At 49.7% G+C, this 18,477-nt stretch carries 19 protein-coding genes and 3 pseudogenes; 17 read left to right on the top strand and 5 right to left on the bottom strand.

Annotated features, from left to right (window positions below; translation table 11 throughout):
• Positions 1-105: 105 nt before the first annotated feature.
• The 11 genes and pseudogenes from K6K13_RS08240 to K6K13_RS08195 form a co-directional block, all read left to right on the top strand.
• Positions 106-429, top strand: a pseudogene (locus tag K6K13_RS08240) (IS5/IS1182 family transposase); the annotation flags it as partial.
• A gap of 179 nt (positions 430-608) precedes the next feature.
• The gene (locus K6K13_RS08235; protein WP_222160362.1) at positions 609-1,589 is read left to right on the top strand and encodes a hypothetical protein; all 981 of its coding nucleotides are present in this window, start codon (positions 609-611) and stop codon (positions 1,587-1,589) included.
• A gap of 484 nt (positions 1,590-2,073) precedes the next feature.
• Positions 2,074-2,394, top strand: coding sequence for a BRO-N domain-containing protein (locus tag K6K13_RS08230; RefSeq protein ID WP_222160361.1), 321 nt, complete (start codon positions 2,074-2,076; stop codon positions 2,392-2,394).
• Between the two features lie 114 nt (positions 2,395-2,508).
• On the top strand, positions 2,509-2,859 hold the full coding sequence (locus K6K13_RS08225; protein ID WP_222160360.1) for a hypothetical protein: 351 nt from the start codon (positions 2,509-2,511) through the stop codon (positions 2,857-2,859).
• 66 nt (positions 2,860-2,925) lie between these two features.
• Positions 2,926-3,684, top strand: coding sequence for a Rha family transcriptional regulator (locus K6K13_RS08220; RefSeq protein WP_222160359.1), 759 nt, complete (start codon positions 2,926-2,928; stop codon positions 3,682-3,684).
• Positions 3,685-3,690: 6 nt separating this feature from the next.
• Entirely contained in the window at positions 3,691-4,020 is a 330-nt protein-coding gene (locus K6K13_RS08215; protein WP_222160358.1) for a hypothetical protein, read from the top strand.
• Positions 4,013-4,249 carry a hypothetical protein gene (locus tag K6K13_RS08210; protein ID WP_222160357.1) on the top strand — a complete coding sequence of 79 codons (237 nt, stop codon included), beginning with the start codon at positions 4,013-4,015 and terminating at the stop codon, positions 4,247-4,249. Before K6K13_RS08215 ends, K6K13_RS08210 begins: the two co-directional genes overlap by 8 nt.
• Positions 4,239-4,448, top strand: coding sequence for a ParE family toxin-like protein (locus tag K6K13_RS23715; protein WP_434064595.1), 210 nt, complete (start codon positions 4,239-4,241; stop codon positions 4,446-4,448). The genes K6K13_RS08210 and K6K13_RS23715 overlap by 11 nt, the downstream gene beginning before the upstream one ends.
• A gap of 15 nt (positions 4,449-4,463) precedes the next feature.
• Positions 4,464-4,607, top strand: coding sequence for a protease FtsH-inhibitory lysogeny factor CIII (locus K6K13_RS23540; protein WP_222160356.1), 144 nt, complete (start codon positions 4,464-4,466; stop codon positions 4,605-4,607).
• A 42-nt stretch (positions 4,608-4,649) separates the two neighbouring features.
• The gene (gene xisR, locus K6K13_RS08200) at positions 4,650-4,898 is read left to right on the top strand and encodes an excisionase family protein (protein ID WP_222160355.1); all 249 of its coding nucleotides are present in this window, start codon (positions 4,650-4,652) and stop codon (positions 4,896-4,898) included.
• 32 nt (positions 4,899-4,930) lie between these two features.
• The gene (locus tag K6K13_RS08195; protein ID WP_222160354.1) at positions 4,931-6,208 is read left to right on the top strand and encodes a site-specific integrase; all 1,278 of its coding nucleotides are present in this window, start codon (positions 4,931-4,933) and stop codon (positions 6,206-6,208) included.
• 180 nt (positions 6,209-6,388) lie between these two features.
• Here the strand turns inward: K6K13_RS08195 and K6K13_RS08190 are convergent, their stop codons facing one another.
• Entirely contained in the window at positions 6,389-8,065 is a 1,677-nt protein-coding gene (locus tag K6K13_RS08190; protein WP_222160353.1) for a methyl-accepting chemotaxis protein, read from the bottom strand.
• A gap of 762 nt (positions 8,066-8,827) precedes the next feature.
• Here K6K13_RS08190 and ptrR point away from each other — a divergent pair.
• The 4 genes and pseudogenes from ptrR (at position 8,828) to K6K13_RS08170 (ending at position 12,246) form a co-directional block, all read left to right on the top strand.
• Complete coding sequence (ptrR, locus tag K6K13_RS08185; protein ID WP_222160352.1) at positions 8,828-9,694, top strand: putrescine utilization regulator PtrR; 867 nt, start codon at positions 8,828-8,830, stop codon at positions 9,692-9,694.
• 80 nt (positions 9,695-9,774) lie between these two features.
• Positions 9,775-10,896: pseudogene (locus tag K6K13_RS08180) on the top strand (S-(hydroxymethyl)glutathione dehydrogenase/class III alcohol dehydrogenase).
• Positions 10,897-10,921: 25 nt separating this feature from the next.
• Positions 10,922-11,764: an S-formylglutathione hydrolase gene (gene fghA / locus K6K13_RS08175; protein ID WP_222160351.1), complete on the top strand. Its 843-nt coding sequence runs from the start codon at positions 10,922-10,924 to the stop codon at positions 11,762-11,764.
• Between the two features lie 272 nt (positions 11,765-12,036).
• On the top strand, positions 12,037-12,246 hold the full coding sequence (locus tag K6K13_RS08170) for a KTSC domain-containing protein (protein ID WP_222160350.1): 210 nt from the start codon (positions 12,037-12,039) through the stop codon (positions 12,244-12,246).
• Positions 12,247-12,341: 95 nt separating this feature from the next.
• Here the strand turns inward: K6K13_RS08170 and K6K13_RS23160 are convergent, their stop codons facing one another.
• The 4 genes from K6K13_RS23160 to yieE all read right to left on the bottom strand — a co-directional run bounded on the left by K6K13_RS23160 (position 12,342) and on the right by yieE (position 16,299).
• Complete coding sequence (locus K6K13_RS23160) at positions 12,342-12,707, bottom strand: NAD(P)-dependent oxidoreductase (RefSeq protein ID WP_252120452.1); 366 nt, start codon at positions 12,705-12,707, stop codon at positions 12,342-12,344.
• Positions 12,707-13,294, bottom strand: coding sequence for an NAD(P)-dependent oxidoreductase (locus K6K13_RS23155; protein WP_252120451.1), 588 nt, complete (start codon positions 13,292-13,294; stop codon positions 12,707-12,709). The genes K6K13_RS23160 and K6K13_RS23155 overlap by 1 nt, the downstream gene beginning before the upstream one ends.
• A 513-nt stretch (positions 13,295-13,807) precedes the next feature.
• Positions 13,808-15,283, bottom strand: coding sequence for an amino acid permease (locus K6K13_RS08160; protein ID WP_222160349.1), 1,476 nt, complete (start codon positions 15,281-15,283; stop codon positions 13,808-13,810).
• Between the two features lie 143 nt (positions 15,284-15,426).
• The gene (gene yieE, locus K6K13_RS08155) at positions 15,427-16,299 is read right to left on the bottom strand and encodes a DNA-binding transcriptional regulator YeiE (RefSeq protein ID WP_222160348.1); all 873 of its coding nucleotides are present in this window, start codon (positions 16,297-16,299) and stop codon (positions 15,427-15,429) included.
• A gap of 114 nt (positions 16,300-16,413) precedes the next feature.
• On the opposite strand from yieE, the pseudogene K6K13_RS08150 reads away from it, so the two are divergent.
• Both K6K13_RS08150 and nfo read left to right on the top strand, forming a co-directional pair.
• A pseudogene (locus K6K13_RS08150) lies at positions 16,414-17,480 on the top strand (YeiH family protein).
• A 113-nt stretch (positions 17,481-17,593) separates the two neighbouring features.
• Positions 17,594-18,436, top strand: coding sequence for a deoxyribonuclease IV (nfo, locus tag K6K13_RS08145; RefSeq protein WP_222160347.1), 843 nt, complete (start codon positions 17,594-17,596; stop codon positions 18,434-18,436).
• Positions 18,437-18,477 lie beyond the last annotated feature (41 nt).

Below are 18,477 nucleotides of genomic sequence, written 5' to 3'. Positions count from 1 at the left end.
GCGATCTGACCGCAAATCTGCAAAATTTTACCCGTTAGTCCTCTGATAACCACATACGTTTAATTATGGAGAAATTGTTATGTCTAAATTAGTTGTCATTGAAAATGCCACGATGAGTTGCTGATAAAGAAAATCAGGCCCCTTATCCCGCCGCGAAGCGGGGCGAAATAGTGGCCGGACAAGTATCATTAACGTAACCATGCGGTGGCGAATCAGCGTCTGAGCGGGAGTAATGATATGTGGAAAAAGAAAATGGGTTATCACCGGCGTTCAGTGGCAGAAACAGCGATGTTCCGCATAAAAACTTTGCTGGGTGGCCATCTGAGCCTGCGTGACTATGATGCTCAGGTAGGTGAAGCCATGGCGATGGTCAAAACGCTGAACCGTATCACGTTGTTGGGTATGCCACACAGCGTCAGGATCGGATAACAGGTGTAGCAGAGGGAGTCATCCTGTCGGCTAATTCTGATTTATTCAACAAAGCCATTTATTGAACAACCTTTTTTGTGAAAAGCCGATTATTAATAGTCATTCTAAGAATGAAGAATACAATATACCAATGATATGGTTTATTCTTTTAACTTGATGTCAGATGAATAAGGAAAAGCATGATTAACTTAACTTTAAAGAAACCAAACGTTTGTGTTTTAAATGTGCAACTAACCTCTGTTAGTAATGAAAAAGGTAATGTTCATTCGACAGCATTAGCAAAAGAAATACATTCCATTTATAACAGACCCTCTGTTCCACGCTTTATTTTCAATGAAGTAAATATTAAGTCCGGCCTGAATAAACATGGAAATACCTTTCAGGGGCTCCCGAAAAGTAACGTATCAACGCAGCCCGGCTGTATCAAAAACGTTGCAGACCAACGTAATGGCGTAAATAAAGTAAAACATGAAGGTTGCAGCATTGGTGATCTACTTAATAAACATGGAAATAACTTTCAGGGGCTCCCGAAAAGTAACGTATCAACGCAGCCCGGCTGTATCAAAAACGTTGCAGACCAACGTAATGGCGTAAATAAAGTAAAACATGAAGGTTGCAGCATTGGTGATCTACTTAATAAACATGGAAATAACTTTCAGGGGCTCCCGAAAAGTAACGTATCAACGCAGCCCGGCTGTATCAAAAACGTTGCAGACCAACATAATGGCGTAAATAAAGTAAAACATGAAGGTTGCAGCATTGGTGATCTACTTAATAAACATGGAAATACCTTTCAGGGGCTCCCGCACAGTGACGAATTAACACAGTCAGATCTTTTCAGAAGGTGTGCAGATAAACATAATGGTGTAAATAAAGTAAAATATAAAGGTTACAGCATTGGTGCTCCACTTAATAAAAATGAGAATGAATCTCAAGGGCTTTCTGCCAGCATGAAAGTAGTGAGAGACGTTTCCAAAAGAAATTCTATCGATATAGAATCTTATGGTCATTTTCTTGAAAATGAAAAATTATTCCCTGTGACGAGTGAAGCAGAAGTGCAAGTTGCACCTGTGGATGATGAAGGTGATATAAAACCGATTACGTTTAAAGATAATAAATCCTATTATCAAATAGCATTTGTAGATGACTTTGTTGAATAAATCAGTCATGTATTCAAAATGTTGATATCATTGTAAAATATCATTTTTGTAGACATAAATTACGGCAATTATCGAGGTAAAGTGCAGATTTTGTAATCAAACAGGGCTTTGTTGAATAAATCAGAGTTAGCAGACAGGATGCTTCCCGCCTAGGCTGTCGTTATGCGATGTTTTGATACGGAACATCGCTGTTTCTGCCACTGAACGGCGGTTATTGACGCAAGGAGAACCCATGCGCTATAGTCAGTCTGCATCTGCAAATTCAGGTGCCGGGATTGGAAACCCGCTGTAATACCGTGTCATAAAGTGACACGCAATTTGCGTGTTTTTTTATGCGCCTCAGCACCCTCTATGGTGGCTCAGGCAGGGGAACCGAAAGGTTCACCGGTTCACGGTATCCGGCATTTCCAACCCTGTCTGGGCTACCACCACGAGATTGGAAACTCCAGTGGTAGCAACACATAAAATACCGTTGGAGGTCTCTATGACCGCATTATCTACCACTCCATTTACTTTTGAAAACCATATAGTTCGCACCATCATCATTAATGATGATCCTTGGTTTATTGCTCAGGATGTATGCGATGCATTAAAGCTCACAAATTCCCGCATGGCTCTAAAGGCGTTAGACGACGATGAAAAAGCTGACGTAAGCTTAACTTACACCAGCTCGAACGGGGTCACCCAGAATCGTGATACCAACATCATCTCCGAATCCGGCATGTTCACCCTGGTACTACGTTGCCGCGATGCAGTGAAGCAAGGCACCTTGCCCCATCGCTTCCGCAAGTGGGTGACGAGTTAAGTACTTCCCTCAATCCGCAAAACTGGTAAGTACGAGCATCCACAATACAAACCCCAAGCAGCCGAACTATTCAACAACAATGATATTGATTGCCTCACTCGCCTCGTCTGGAGCATGGCAAATGGTTTTCATTTTGACCGGGCATGGAGTAACGCCATATGGCACGCCCTGCGCCGTGTAACGGGCGTACCCTCCCCTCAGCACTTCGAAATCCGGCAACTCCCCCTGCTGGCCGAAGAGTGCCGCCGTATCTACAGCATTACCAACACGCTCAAGGGTGCCATCTTCGACGCAGAGAAGGAGACGATACGCCGTGTTCTGCGTCATCGCGAGGATGAGGCTATCGTACTGGGCGAGATGCAGCAGATGCTGGAAGAGAGCACGCAGCAGCATTACGGCGTGATGACCCACGCGCTCGAAAAATGGCAACAGGCGAACGTTAGCCAGTTCCTGCAACGCCACTAACCACTAATCCCGCCCCGGTATCGTGCCGGGGTTCCATTATCGTTTTAACCAACGAGGTATACCTGTATGCAAAATTTAACCATTGCACAAACATTAACCATGTCCAGCCTTGAAATCGCGGAGCTGGTTGACAAACGTCACGACAACGTAAAACGGACTATCGAAACGCTGATTAGCAAGGGGGTAATAACTTCTCCTCAAATTGAGGAAAAGCCCACCGCAGGCCGCCCAACCACCGTTTATATGTTCGAGGGCGAACAGGGTAAGCGCGACAGCATTATCGTAGTTGCCCAACTTTGCCCAGAGTTCACCGCCCGTCTGGTTGACCGCTGGCAAGAGCTGGAGAAGCTGGCAGGCCAACCAGCATTGCCAGAAAACTACATCTCTGCCCTGGAAGCGCTGCTTGAGTCGAAAAAGAGTGAAGAGGCGCTGGCATTGGTCAATAAGAAACAGGAAGAGGAGATTCATTGCCTGCAAAACCTCTTTCAGGTCGGCATGACGCCCGTCCAGTTCTGTAAACAACTTAACGGGGTGAATATTATGGGAGTAAATCTGTTTCTGGCAGAGCGTAATTTCCTCTACGACGGACAGAAAGAGGAAAACAAACCTTATGAGTGGCGTGTAAAGGCGTATGCACGCGATAAATACTTCACCGAGAAAACCGTCACTGTTAACACCGAAAAAGGCAAGAAGCAATTTTATGAAGTTATTCTTTTAAAAGAAGGGGCTAAATGGCTTTATCGCCACTATTTGAAAGGCGAGCTTCCGATGAAGAAAGGCTGGAATGGACAATTTACCCACGATAAATACGCTCAGGTCGCATAAGGAAAAATGATGAAGCAATCACAGGAAATTATCGTTGCTCGCATTATTGCAGCATCTAAAGATATTGTCGCTTGTGAAAAGGCGATGGTAACACTGAAAGATATTTATCGTACCTCCATGCGCCAATATTTCCGTGAGCATGGTGACCCCGGTATTGATGGCGGACGACTCAGTCCGCATAAACCGAAATATGCGGGCGTCATCAAACATACTGACCCCTATTTTATCGCCCTCCTCAAGAAAAAACGTGAACTGCATAATGCCCGTCGTCGCCACAGTCGTGCAACTCAGGCATTAATCAAATATCAAATGGAGAAGGAAGCCGACCATGTTTAACACCTTCTGGACACTGAAAATCATTAACGCCATTTCAATTATGGCATGGATAGCGGCAGGGATAACCACTGTCATTGGCATCATGAATGCAGAGCCAACAACAGTTATCTTCTCAGCAATAGCGTTAGTTTTTAGTCGGTTATTTTTGGAATTTATTGCTGTGCAATTTGTACAGGCAGAAACGCTTAGCAAGATTCTCACTCAACTGGAGAAGGCCAATGAAACCTAAAATACCTAACAGGATAAGAGAGCGGGAGAAGTTATTTAAACGCTTATACCGTGAAGGTCTTATCCATGCAAGACGCATACGACGAACCGGTTATTTATCAATACGACTCTCCCTCTACTGGCGCATGTTATCCAAAGATAACGGTCAGAGTTGGAAAACCATGAGTCACGCCAAGTACGACACCCAAATAGCAATATAATCACAGGAGCACCCCATGAATTATGCATTCGCGGGTCATGCTGCCCTCATGGGGAGCTATCACCCGGAAGAAACCCAACTGGATAAATGGGTTCAATGGTTGAGAAACGGATACCGAAAGCTTATCGATATCCTCATTGCATATGCATATCTACGCTGAAATCTGGCGGGATTGTGGTTACAAATGTTAAGTGAGGTGACTATGTATGAAGTAATTCAAGTTGTGCCGAATAAGTGGGTGACTGAATCACTCCTGATGGTGATAACCGGTCTTTCTGGAAATGCTATCAAAGCGGCTCGTAAGCATTCATGGATGGAAGGGAAAGAGTATCGTCACTACTCTGGAGACGGCCAGCCAAAGGATAACAGCCCCATCATGTACAACCGTCACGAGGTCGATTCATGGATTGAACGACAACGCCCGGCGATCCGCCGTCAAAAATCTGCTTAAATACCCTCTCCTATCCACCCGGAGTAATCACAATGTCGAAATATCCAACGGGCGTAGAGTACCATGGAGGCACTTTGCGCGTTTGGTTTATGTATCAAGGCAGGCGATGCAGGGAAAGCCTTGGCGTGCCTGATACACCTAAAAACAGGAAAATGGCTGGAGAGTTGCGAACGTCGATATGCTATGCGATTAAGACTGGAACCTTCAACTATGCATCCCAATTCCCGCAATCACCAATTCTACGTAGTCTAGGTTACACCCCGGCAGGTGTGACGCTAGGCAATATGTCGGATAAATGGCTTGAGTTGAAGCGCTACGAGATAGCTAAAAGCACATTCAAATGCTACGAGGTGTGGGTTAAGGGGTGTGTCGGTGCCATCGGATCGGAGAGGTTGTTATCTGATATCAAAAACGAAGATATCTTGTCGGCCAGAAGTAGTCTACTGACCGGAAGCCAATCCTATTCACATGGAAATGCAAAATCTGGCAGATCTGTGCGCACGGTAAACGCCTACATAAGCTGCCTGTCGGCTATATTGCAATTCGCATTCGATAACGGCTATATAGACAAGTTGCCGTCATCAGGCATCACTCCCCTACGAAAAAGCAAAAGAGACCCCGATCCATTATCAAAGGATGAGTATCGCCGCGCTATGAGAGCGTGTACAACAAACCCCATCAGAAACCTATGGTGCTTTGCGATCAACTCGGGATTGAGGCATGGTGAGCTTGCCGCGCTGGCATGGGAAGATATTGACACTCAAAACTGGACTGCCACAGTAAGCCGCAACATCTCGCTAAAGGGCCATTTTACTCTGCCCAAAACGGATGCGGGGATCAGGGTTGTTAACCTTACTGACGCTGCTATTGATGCGTTGAAAAGTCAGATGACCTATACGCGCATGGGAAAGAGACATAGCATCGTTGTGGCATTACGTGAATACGGGGAGAGCCGAACAGATGAATGCACATTCGTTTTCTCTCCACAAGTTACATCGCACAATGGGATAGGAGGCAACTGGTACTCACCCGGCTCAATTGGGGGAACGTGGAGCAACATTCTAAAGCGTGCGGGGATCAGGCACAGGAGAGCTTACGAAACGAGAAACACTTATGCGTGCTGGGCACTATCGGCAGGTGTTAACCCAAGCTTTATTGCTTCGCAGATGGGACACACATCAGCGCAGATGGTGTTCAACGTTTATGGTAAATGGATGAAGGACAACAACGACACACAGATGAGCATTTTGAACAGGGATTTTAGCGATAATGTCCCACTCATGCCCCAAGAAATACTCCATAAAAAATAAATCCTTTCAAATCAAAGATATTACCTTCCATATCCAGTGATTGTACTTCATCATGGGTGAAATAGGTTCAACTTCATGCCGAGGGATAACGTATCGTAGATCAAAAAAAGCGCCAGACGTGCCCGTCTGACGCTCTGGAATAACCGGTTGCTTAGGGTGACTGTTTTACGCTGCTGGGCGTCAGAACGTCTCCCAGTTATCGTTTGCTGAGGCACTTTTCTTGCTGCTGGCTAACAGCGCAGGCGCGGGAGTTGCACTTTTGCGCGGCAGCGCTACCGCAGGTGACAGATTTTTATCCTGCGCAGAGAGTTTGAACAGCGCAACGGCTTCGGTAAGCTGACGCGCCTGATCTTCCAGCGATGCAGCCGCCCCTGCCGATTGATCCACCAGCGACGCATTCTGCTGCGTCACGCCGTCCATCTCGGCAACCGCTTGCCCGACCTGACTGATGCCACGACTCTGCTCATCAGACGCATTAGCAATTTCACCCATCAGATCGTTAACCCGCGTCACCGCTACAATAATGGCATTCATCACGTCACCGGTTTGCGCGACCTGCTCGGAGCCTTTACCCACCCGCTGTACCGACTCGGCAATCAGCGTTTCAATCTCTTTGGCCGCCTGAGCGCTGCGCTGTGCCAGATTGCGTACCTCACCGGCCACAACCGCAAACCCACGCCCTTGCTCTCCCGCTCGCGCGGCTTCCACCGCAGCGTTCAACGCCAGGATATTGGTTTGGAACGCGATGCCGTTAATCACACTGGTAATATCAGCAATCTTTTTCGAACTGGTGGTAATGCTGGCCATGGTTTCCACCACGTCAGAGGCCACTTCACCACCGCGCCGTGCGGCCACTGCCGCATCCTGAGAAAGCGTACTCGCCTGATGCACGTTTTCAGCATTCTGCTTCACGGTGGCACTCAGTTGCTCCATGCTGGCAGCAGTTTCGGCCAAGGCGGCAGCCTGCTGTTCAGTACGTGCCGAGAGGTGGTTTTTGCCGCTGCGAATCTCGCTCGAACCTTGATAGATGGCAGCAGAACTGTCGCGAATGGTGGAGACCGTACCAATCAATTTATTCTGCACGTCTCTGAGGTAAGGGATCAGTTGTCCCACACAGTTACGCCCAAACTCGACAACCGGGCTACCAAGATCGCCATCTGCCATCACTCGGAAATGGGCCTTGATGTCATTTAACGGCCGCACCAGATAGCTCACCAGATAACGATCGGTGAGCAATAGCATCAAAGCACCGATCACCAATGCCGCCAGCAGCACACTTCTGCCCCATGACAGCAAAGAATAGACCTGCTGCAACGACTCGGTTGAACGCGACGTAATGCTGTTCTGGTATTTTTCCATCGCGCCGCCAAAAGCGACGCTGAGCGGTGGGTAGGTGTTCATGAACAATTGTTGGAAAACCTCGGGTTTGTTCTCTTGCGCCGCCGCAATCATCGGCTGCAACCCATTACTGATAACAGCCTGCCAGGTGCTGACCATGGCAGCGGCAATCTCAGGATCGACGATAGAGTGATCGGTATTTTTGAATTGTTCTAAAGCATCGCTGGTGTTTTTTAATGCAGTCGCGGCGGCGGTCAAGGTTTTTTCAGCGTCTGCGCTGTTGCCGACCTGCTTAAAATCCATTGATCGCACCATGCGAGTCACAGTACGGAAATATTGGTCATTACCTCTCGACAACATTTCTACATTTTTTTTCTGTATTTCACTTGCTTCAAGCAGCCCTGTCATTTTGCTTAATGATGACATGCTATAAAGGGAAACCCCGGCCCACAACAGCAGAAAAGCCCCCAAAATGATAAGAAGCATTGCCCTGATGGTGATATTTCTTAAAAAGTTCACGGATGACTCCTGTAACCAATTCAGCGATCTTCTTTTACGCTTTTTGTCTGTTCTCTGCGTATTCGTCGAGATCGGCCGTCACTGCGTGACACATAGCTCATGCGCCACAACGTATCAAACACTCCTTGTCGTGTAACAAAAAAAAACATTTACCGGTCTTAACTAACATCATCGGCAATAAACGACTCACCTTTACCCCGGCCGAGCATTAAACACGATAAAAACATCGGCAACAATAGATATAGTCAATTGTTAGCACGAACTGATTTTTTTCGTAATAAATTCCGCTTTCATTAGGCTTTTTTATTTTTGACGGTTAAATGCCATTGGCGACACATGCTTTTTTACACGGTGTATTTGTTCGCTCACACCTAAGCATAATAACAGTAGATATTTCTCGGTTTTTAGCCAGAAAATATTAATTTATTTTTATATATAGCGAGCTAATAATTATTTAAAGTCACAGTGAATACCCGGTATTACCCACTTAAGAGAAGAAAATATTACCCATAACGTTGCGAGAAACTGGCAGAAGATCAGATATTTTCTTTGTGCGACAGACGCAATATTACGGTTTTGTAACAACCTTGAAATAGGTTTATCACGCTTTAGCATCGTGCAGGACGTCTTGCACCTCAGCCACGATTTTCTGTCAGATGTAACAAGGACGTTGCCAAGTCTCGTCACAATCGCTAGACTAAGTTTGTCATTTAAAATGAACAAGTGAGTCAAAGTTAGTCTCAAAAAAAGAAAGGTAGATTTATGGACCTGACGCAGCTTCGGATGTTCTGCCTGGTGGCGGAAACCAGCTCAGTGGCTCGCGCCGCTGAGTTATTGCAGCGCGTTCCCTCCAACTTGACGACCCGATTGCGTCAGTTGGAACAGGAATTAGGGCGCGATCTGTTTATCCGCGAGAAACAGCGGCTGCGCTTGTCCCCTGTGGGACACAATTTTCTCTGCTATGCAGAACGGATTTTGGCACTGAGTGAAGAAGCGATCAGCATGACGCGTGCGGGGGAACCCTCCGGCAATTTCGCACTGGGCGCGATGGAAAGCCTCGCCGTGAGCCATCTGCCCACATTGCTGTCGGCCTACCATGCCCGTTATCCCAGCGTGTCTGTCGCCCTGACCTGCTCGGTATCCAGTGATATCGTCGAGCGAGTTAGAGCCGGAACCCTGGCGACCGCGCTGGTAGACGGGCCGATACGGGCTGACGAACTTAACGGGTGCGCCGCGTTTGGCGAAACGCTGGTGCTGGTTTCCGCCTTGGACCATACGCCGATCGCTCACCCACAGGACATTGCGGGCAGCACGCTGCTGGCGTTTCGCGCGGGCTGCGCCTATCGACACAAATTGGAAAACTGGTTCCATCAGGCAGGTGTTACGCCCGGTCACACGATTGATGTGACCTCCTATGCGGCGATGCTGGCCAGTGTCGCGAGCGGTGCCGGTGTGGCGTTGTTGCCCCTGTCGGTGCTGGATGCACTGGCGGCACGCGAACGGATACAACGCCATTTTCTGCCTGAGCCGCTGGCTAGCGCATCCACCTGGCTGATATGGCGACGAGACGCCTTTGGCCCCAATGTGGAAGCCTTTAAGAAACTGATTATCGAGCAGTTCGATACCTGAACGCCCTTTCGCCTTTCGCCGGACACTATCGCGATTGGCTCCCCCCATTACTGCAACTGCATGACCTATAGGAGCACACCATGAACATGATCAAAACCCGCGCCGCTGTCGCCTGGGGACCGAACCAACCGCTCTCGATTGAAGACGTTGATTTGATGCCGCCACAAAAAGGCGAAGTCCTGGTACGTATCGTCGCGACGGGCGTGTGCCATACCGATGCCTATACGCTGTCTGGCAAAGACCCGGAAGGCGTATTCCCCGCCATTCTGGGCCACGAAGGTGGCGGTATCGTTGAAGCCATTGGCGAGGGCGTGACCAGCGTCGCCGTAGGCGATCACGTGATTCCGCTGTATACGCCAGAATGTGGCGAATGTAAGTTCTGTCGCTCTGGCAAAACCAACCTGTGCCAGTCGATTCGTAGCACCCAAGGCAAAGGGTTAATGCCGGATGGCACCACGCGTTTCTTTAAAGATGGCAAGCCGATTTTTCACTATATGGGCACCTCCACCTTCGCGGAACTGACGGTAGTGCCCGAAATTTCCTTGGCGAAAATCAATAAGTAAGCTCCGCTGGAAGAAGTGTGCCTGCTGGGATGCGGCGTCACCACCGGCATGGGTGCCGTACTGAATACCGCCAAGGTGAAACCCGGTGACAGCGTTGCCGTGTTCGGTCTGGGCGGTATCGGCCTGTCAGCGATTATCGGTGCACAGATGGCTGGGGCTGGACGCATTATCGGTATTGATATCAACACCAGCAAGTTCGATCTGGCCCGCAAACTGGGGGCAACCGATCTGATCAACCCAAAAGATTACGACAAACCGATTCAGGATGTGATCGTTGAGCTGACCGATGGCGGCGTGGACTTCTCTTTCGAATGCATCGGCAACGTTAACGTGATGCGTTCTGCGCTAGAGTGCTGCCACAAAGGCTGGGGCGAATCCGTGATCATCGGCGTTGCCGGTGCCGGAGAAGAAATCGCGACGCGCCCGTTCCAATTGGTGACAGGACGCGTATGGCGCGGCTCAGCGTTTGGCGGTGTCAAAGGCCGCAGTCAACTGCCCGGTATCGTCGATCGCTATCTGAAAGGCGAATTCCCGCTAAAAGATTTTATTACTCACACCATGCCGCTGGAACAGATTAACGAAGCCTTCGATTTGATGCATGAAGGCAAATCGATTCGTACTGTTATCCACTATCGTTAATCCGCGCACCAGGAGGCACGCCCCCATGAATGAGACGCTGGAATTACTGGAAGAGCATCGCCTGTTTGGCGGTTGGCAGCAGCGCTATCGCCATACCTCGAGCAGCGTGAATGGCCCGATGACGTTCAGCATTTATCTGCCGCCAACCGCAGACGATACGCCACCGCCGGTACTGTATTGGCTGTCCGGGTTGACTTGCAATGATGAGAACTTCACCACCAAAGCGGGCGCGCAGCGTATCGCCGCCGAACTGGGGTTGGTGCTGGTGATGCCGGATACCAGTCCGCGTGGAGAAACGGTTGCCAACGATCCCGGATACGATCTGGGTCAGGGCGCAGGGTTTTACGTCAACGCCACCCAAGCGCCGTGGGCCGCGCACTATCGCATGTATGATTACGTCAGCAGCGAGTTGCCAGCGCTGGTGCGTGAGCATTTCAACGTCAGCGATCGTCAGTCGATCAGTGGACACTCAATGGGTGGTCACGGCGCATTAATGCTGGCACTGCGCCATCCTGAGCGTTATCGATCCGCTTCTGCGTTTGCGCCAATCGTTAATCCAAGCGAGGTTCCGTGGGGACGTAAAGCCTTTACCGCTTATCTCGGCACCGATGAAACGACCTGGCAGGCCTATGATACCTGCTATCTGCTGGCGCAGACCACGGCTCGATTGCCGCTGCTGGTCGATCAGGGCGACAGCGATCAGTTTTTACCCGATCAGTTGCAGCCCGCTCGCTTGGCGCAACAGGCAGAGGAACAGGGTTGGCCGCTGACGTTGCGCACGCAGTCTGGTTATGACCACAGCTATTACTTTATTGCCAGTTTTATTGAAGATCATTTGCGTTTTCATGCCAGCCATCTGAAGGCTTAAGCGCTATCCCCCAATGAGGCCGATCGTCCGATCTGCCTCATTCCTTCCCTGCCTATCGCTTACGTCGCACCGACAATCACCTATCACACGGCGCTTTGATAGCGTTTTTTGCGATATTGCAACCAGCAACAGATTGTTAAACTGCTTTTTTTATCACACAATCGTTAACTGATTGGGCAATGCAAGAAACTGTTTCAGGGACCTGTTTAGCGAAACAAGACGCCACAAGAGGCGACGTATAAACAGGGAGATTTCACTGGGAGGGATTTGATTTGCAACGTAAACGAGTGGCTTCAAGCGAACTGTTTTCTGTCGGCTATGATGAAGAAAAAAAACATCTGGAAATTGAACTGTTGAACGGCAGCGTCTATCTGTACAGAGGTGTCGCACGGATGATCTATGAAGAGCTGCTGTCCAGTACAGCAAAGTACCGTTACTACACGCGCTACATCAAAAACTCATTTCCCTTCGATAAACTATAATCACAGTGCAAGCGCCTTATCGGTAGCGGGCCAATAACGGCCCGCTGCGCGGTGTCACAGCGCGCTCATCCGCTCAAATCAGGCACCGAATAGCGTTAGAGCCCTTGCTGCTGCACAAATTCATCGATGTTAGCGATGGTTTTTTCCATCAGCACTTGCAACGCAGAGCCGGATGTCCAGGCAATATGCGAGGTAATCAACAGGTTTGGCATGGTTTTCGCCGCTTTCATTAACGGGTTTTCCAACGACGGTGGCTCCTGCGCCAATCCATCCAACGCAGCCCCTGCAATGCGATGCTGCAACAGCACCGACAACAGTGCCGATTCATCCACCAACGCCCCGCGCGCCGTGTTGATGATAAACGCCGACGGCTTACACAGTGCCAACGTCTGCGCATTGATCAAACCTTGGGTATCCGCAGTCAGCGGGCAATGCAGCGAGATAACATCGGACGTTTGCATCACTTGTTCAAACGGCAAATAACCGGGCCGACACTGCATCGTTCTGCAAACTGCACTTTCATGCCCACCGCACTGGCCAACCGAGCGACCTCTTGCCCTATCGTCCCAGAACCGATGATACCGAGCGTTGACCCCGCAACATCTTTTACCGGATGATCGAAATAGCAAAACTGATTTTGCGCGGCCCAGCGATCGCTCAGCTGATCGCGATACCAGCCCATCAGACTATGCTTGAGAGAAAATATCATGGCGATCACGTGTTCCGCGACCGATTGCGTAGAATACGCAGGAACGTTGCGCACAGCGATCCCCAGTTCCTGCGCAGCAACGACATCGATATTGTTCACGCCGGTTGCCGTAACCGCGATCAGTTTTAGCGACGGCAACACTTGCAGAATCTCACGCGTCAGCACCACTTTATTGGTGATTATCACCTCACACCCTTGCGCACGCTCCACCACCAGTTCCGGTGGCGTATAGCTATATTCAATCCATTCATGTTGACATTGCGGTCTGCGAAAAAAATGCTTTTTCCAGAAAATGGTTTCAGGCAATGCCCCTTTATCCAGGAAAGTGATTTTCAACATGATGTCAGCCCCGAGAGTTAGCGTTGTGATTTATTTGATGATAATAACAAACATTAAAAACGACAATGAATACTGTTTTTTATGCACTGAAGGTTAATTTTTTTCATGTTGCCACGCTTTATTGTTATTCGACACTTTTTTTACTTTACTTGAATAGCGGGTATTGTTATCAACGACCGGTGATAATGTTAATTCGCACTTCAAGTTAACTGCAAATGAAATTGAATTTATTAACATTCATTGTTATGGATGACACCAATGGAAGGCACTTTTTGACTGAAATCATGATGGATATGAGCCAGATAATTACCTTGGTAAACTATTTATCAGCACGCTTATACAATATGATAGAAAAGCACGGTGGATATACTGAATTACGACATAAGCGGAGAATTTTTTTTACGCGTTGCAAATTAACGCTGTAACCGTATTATTCGACAGAAACGTATCTTCATAAAAAACGCCATGGATAATTTGATTACCCATGGCGCAATCGAATCACATGCTTAATCGTTATTTGTGAAAGTCAGGAAAGGTCATGTCTTCATATTTCACAATACGCGTCCCGCGAGACAGCTTATAACCAAACCAGATCAGCAAAAATAATGGAATGCCAATATAGGTTGCGGTGACGCCATACCAGTCAATGTTATCCTGCAAAAATGCCTGATAGTTTTGCCCCAGCGTGATCAACAGGCAAAGCACGAACGCGAAGATGGGACCAATCGGGAAAAATCCTGAACGGTACGGCAGCGCGTTAAGATCCAACCCGTGCTGCACATAGCCACGGCGGAAACGATAATGGCTAATCGCAATCCCCAACCAGGCGATAAAACCGGTCATGCCGGAGGTATTCAACAGCCAGAGATACACCGTTTGATTACCAAACATTGAGGTCAGGAAACAGAGCCCCGCCACAACGGTAGTGGCATACAACGCATTGCGCGGCACACCGCCTTTGGAGAGTTTAGCGAACATCCGCGGCGCTTTGCCTTCCTGCGCCAAGGTAAAGAGCATACGCGTGGAAGCGTACATTCCGGAGTTACCCGCAGAGAGCACTGCCGTCAGGATCACCGCATTCATCACCGCCGCCGCCGACAGCAGTCCGGCATTCTGGAACACCAGCGTAAACGGGCTGACCGTAATATCTTTTACATCATTACGCAGCAAGTTGGGGTCGGTATAAGGGATAATCAGGCTGATAATCAGAATGGCAAACACATAAAACAGCAATATACGCCAGAACACCTGGCGAATAGCGCGTGGAATATTTTGCGCAGGATCTTTTGATTCACCCGCCGCTACGCCGATCAGTTCCGTGCCCTGAAAGGAGAAACCGACAATCATCGCCACGCCAATCATCGCCGAGAAACCACCAGAAAAAGGCGCATCACCAATTTGCCAGTTGTGCCAGCCTGCGTTCTCTGCGCCGCGCAGAATACCGACGATCATCAGCACGCCAACGGCGATAAAGACCACGACGGTGACCACTTTGATCAGTGAGAACCAATACTCGGCCTCACCAAACCCTTTTACCGAGATGTAGTTAAGCAGGAACATCAAGACTAAAAACAGGGCACTCCAAATCCAGCCGGAAACTTCAGGGAACCAGTAGCCCATCACCAACTGCGCCGCCACCAGGTCGACGGCTATCGTCACCGCCCAGTTATACCAGTAGTTCCATCCGAGTGCGAAGCCGAAGCCCTCTTCTACGTATTTGGCACCGTAAGTGGAAAACGATCCTGAAACGGGCATAAACGCTGCCAGTTCACCCAGACTGGTCATCAAAAAGTAGACCATCAACCCGATAAGCGCATAAGAGAGCAGCGCCCCACCGGGGCCGGCCTGCGAAATGGTCGCGCCTGAAGCGACAAACAGCCCGGTGCCGATGGATCCGCCAATGGCAATCATGGTGAGATGCCGCGCTTTAAGCTCACGGCGCAGCGTAGGCGCGCCCTGAGATGTGCTATGTAATTCTTGCTGAGCCATAATATCCTGCGCTCTGTCTAAAATGAGGCGGGATTGTAGCAAATCGTTTTCTACAGAATCGCTATCATTATCGAGTTATAAGAGAGCTTCATAACTGTCGCGCCATCATTAGCAATAAGAAAGTCGAATGGCCGCAGTCAACCCTACTTTGCTGGCTGACAGTATTCCAGAAAGCGTTGCAACACATTGGAAAGGTGTTTTTGTCTGTGGTGCACCAGATAAAGTGTACGCACCAAGTGGGGTTGATCCAGTTGCAACGCCACCAGTGACCCCGCGGCAAGCTGATCGGCAATCACCCGGCGCGACAGACAACTGATACCTATACCGTGACGCACCGCATGCTTGATGGCCTCGGAGTTCCCCAATTCCATCACCAGTTTGAAGTGGGGCAATTGTGCCAAGAGTTGGTGATCCAGAATTTCCCGCGTGCCTAAGCCGCGTTCACGTAAGATCCACGGCGCTTCCGCCAGCATAGGGACGGTAAGTATCTGCTGCGCGAGGGGATTATCAGGGGCGCAAAAAACCACAAGCTCATCCTCCAGCCAGGGCTGCGTCACTAAATCCGGGTGATGACAAGGCCCCTCGATAAAACCGAGATCCACGCTGAATTCTGCCACTGCCGTCACCACGTCCTGGGTGTTGCCCACGTGCAGCTCAAAAGGGATAGAGGGATAATCACGCCGATAGCGCGCTATCATGGCTGGCAAGAGATAATTACCAATGGTGCTGCTGGCGAATACGCGTAATGCGCCATTGTCTTGCTGGAACATTTTTTCTATCTCCAGCGACTGTTCCAAAATGGCCAACGCTTTGGGATAAAGCAATCGCCCGTGCTCATTCACCACTAAGCGCTTACCGACGCGATCGAACAGTTGTACACCCAGTTGCGCTTCTAAATCCGATAACGCTGCGCTCACGGCAGACTGAGAAAGGGCTAGCATAACGGACGCTTGTGTGGTCGATCCGCTTTTCAGGACCTCAGCAAAAACTTCAAGTTGTCTCAACGTGATGTGCATCGTTCGCCCTTACCGGAAATAGCAATAGGTTATAAGCATATAATCAATTTCTCTTTTATCGCCACTCATCATAGGCTGTGTTCCAGGTTAGCTCGACTTCGAACAGGTATAACAATGGCATCTCTTTTTATAATTCAAGGTGATAAATATATCCACCCGCTTTTACGCAAGCTGCCTGGCCTGCTTTTTATTGCCCTTATGACCGTCGGTTTTCTGCAACTGGCCGCGCTCCCTTCGGTTGCCCGTATGGGGTTAGGTTCACTCACCCTTGCCATGGTAGGCGGTGCATTGCTCGGCAACACGCTTTACCCCCCCTACAACGCTACTGTGATGAGGGTGTTAATTGGGCAAAACACCATCTGCTGCGTTTAGGCATTGTGCTGTATGGCTTTCGCCTCAGCCTGCAACACATTGCCGCGCTGGGTATCAGCGGGCTCGTTATTGACGCGTTGGTGCTGACATCCACTTTTCTTCTTGCCTGTTATCTGGGCAAAACCCTGCTTGGCCTTGATGACAAGACAGTATATCTCATCGGTGCTGGCAGCAGCATTTGCGGTGCCGCAGCGGTGCTGGCCACCGCGCCAACGGTGAAGGCGGAGGGCGACAGCGTGGCGATTGCCGTCGCTACCGTTGTCATCTTCGGCACTATCGCCATGTTTCTTTATCCTTGTATCTACTCACTGGCCGTGACTGGCGACTATTTGCCCATCGCGCCGCAAACTTTCGGCGTTTATATTGGATCCACCGTACATGAAGTGGCCCAGGTTGTGGCGGCAGGCCACAGCCTTTCACCGGAGGTCGAAAACACCGCAGTGATTAGCAAGATGTTGCGCGTCATGCTATTGGCCCCGTTTCTCATGCTATTAGGGGGATTTCTGCAACGCCGCACCAGCAGCAGCACAGAAAAAACGCCAATGGCCTTCCCCTGGTTTGCCGTGGGTTTTATCGCCGTGGCCGGGTTTAATTCGCTCCATTGGCTGCCGGATACCTGGTTAACCACCGTCAACCAGATTGATAATCTGCTATTGGCGATGGCCATGGGCGCATTGGGCGTGACAACCCGTTTCAGCGCCGTGCGTCGTGCTGGTACCAAGCCGCTGTTGCTGGCGCTATTGCTGTTTATCTGGCTGATAGTTGGCGGTGCCGGTATCAACCTTGGTATTACGGCGTTGTTGGCATAAATACGCCTTTGGTACGCCAAGCGGTTAGCATGTTGTTACGCTTTTTACGCCAAGCGATCACCTTTGGTTAATAACAGTGGCATACTGTGCGCCAGAGCAATAAGGAGAACAGCATGAAATATGTAGGCGCACACGTCAGCGCGACCGGCGGAGTGGATCAGGCAGTTATCAGGGCCCACGAACTCAAGGCAACCGCATTTGCCTTGTTCACCAAAAATCAGCGCCAGTGGCAGGCTGCACCGCTATCCGAAACGGTGATTGCACAGTTCAAGGCCGTCTGCCAGCAGTACGGCTACCAACCGGAGCAGATCCTTCCGCACGACAGCTATCTGATCAATCTCGGTCACCCGGACACCGAGGCGTTGGAGAAATCACGCAGCGCCTTTATTGATGAAATGGCGCGTTGCCAACAGTTGGGGCTGTCATTGCTTAACTTTCACCCCGGCAGCCATTTGAAACAGATTGATGAACGTGACTGTCTGGCACGCATTGCTGAGTCGATCAATATCGCGCTTGATGCCACTCAAGGCGTAACGGCCGTCATCGAAAACACCGCAGGCCAAGGCACCAACCTGGGCTTCCGCTTTGAACATCTGGCGGCCATTATTGACGGCGTCGAGGATAAAAACCGCGTAGGGGTCTGCATTGATACCTGCCACGCCTTCGCCGGTGGCTACGATATCCGCACCGACGCCGCCTGTGATGAAACCTTTGCCGCGTTCGATCGCACCGTGGGCTTTGGTTATCTGCGCGGTATGCATCTGAACGATGCCAAAAGTGCCTTTAACAGCCGCGTCGATCGCCACCACAGCCTGGGAGAAGGAAACATCGGGCACGCGCCCTTCTGCTATATCATGCGCGACCCCCGTTTTGACGGAATCCCATTGATTCTGGAGACCGTTAATCCGGATATCTGGGCCGATGAAATCGCCTGGCTAAAAGCACAAGCCGCATAAAAAACGCCAGCCGTAAGGCTGGCGTTTTTGCATCGCGTTCA

It is taken from the genome of Symbiopectobacterium purcellii, assembly GCF_019797845.1.
Taxonomy (GTDB): domain Bacteria; phylum Pseudomonadota; class Gammaproteobacteria; order Enterobacterales; family Enterobacteriaceae; genus Symbiopectobacterium; species Symbiopectobacterium purcellii.
Note: the sequence above shows the minus strand (reverse complement) of the source record. Positions and strands in the feature narration are given on the sequence as shown.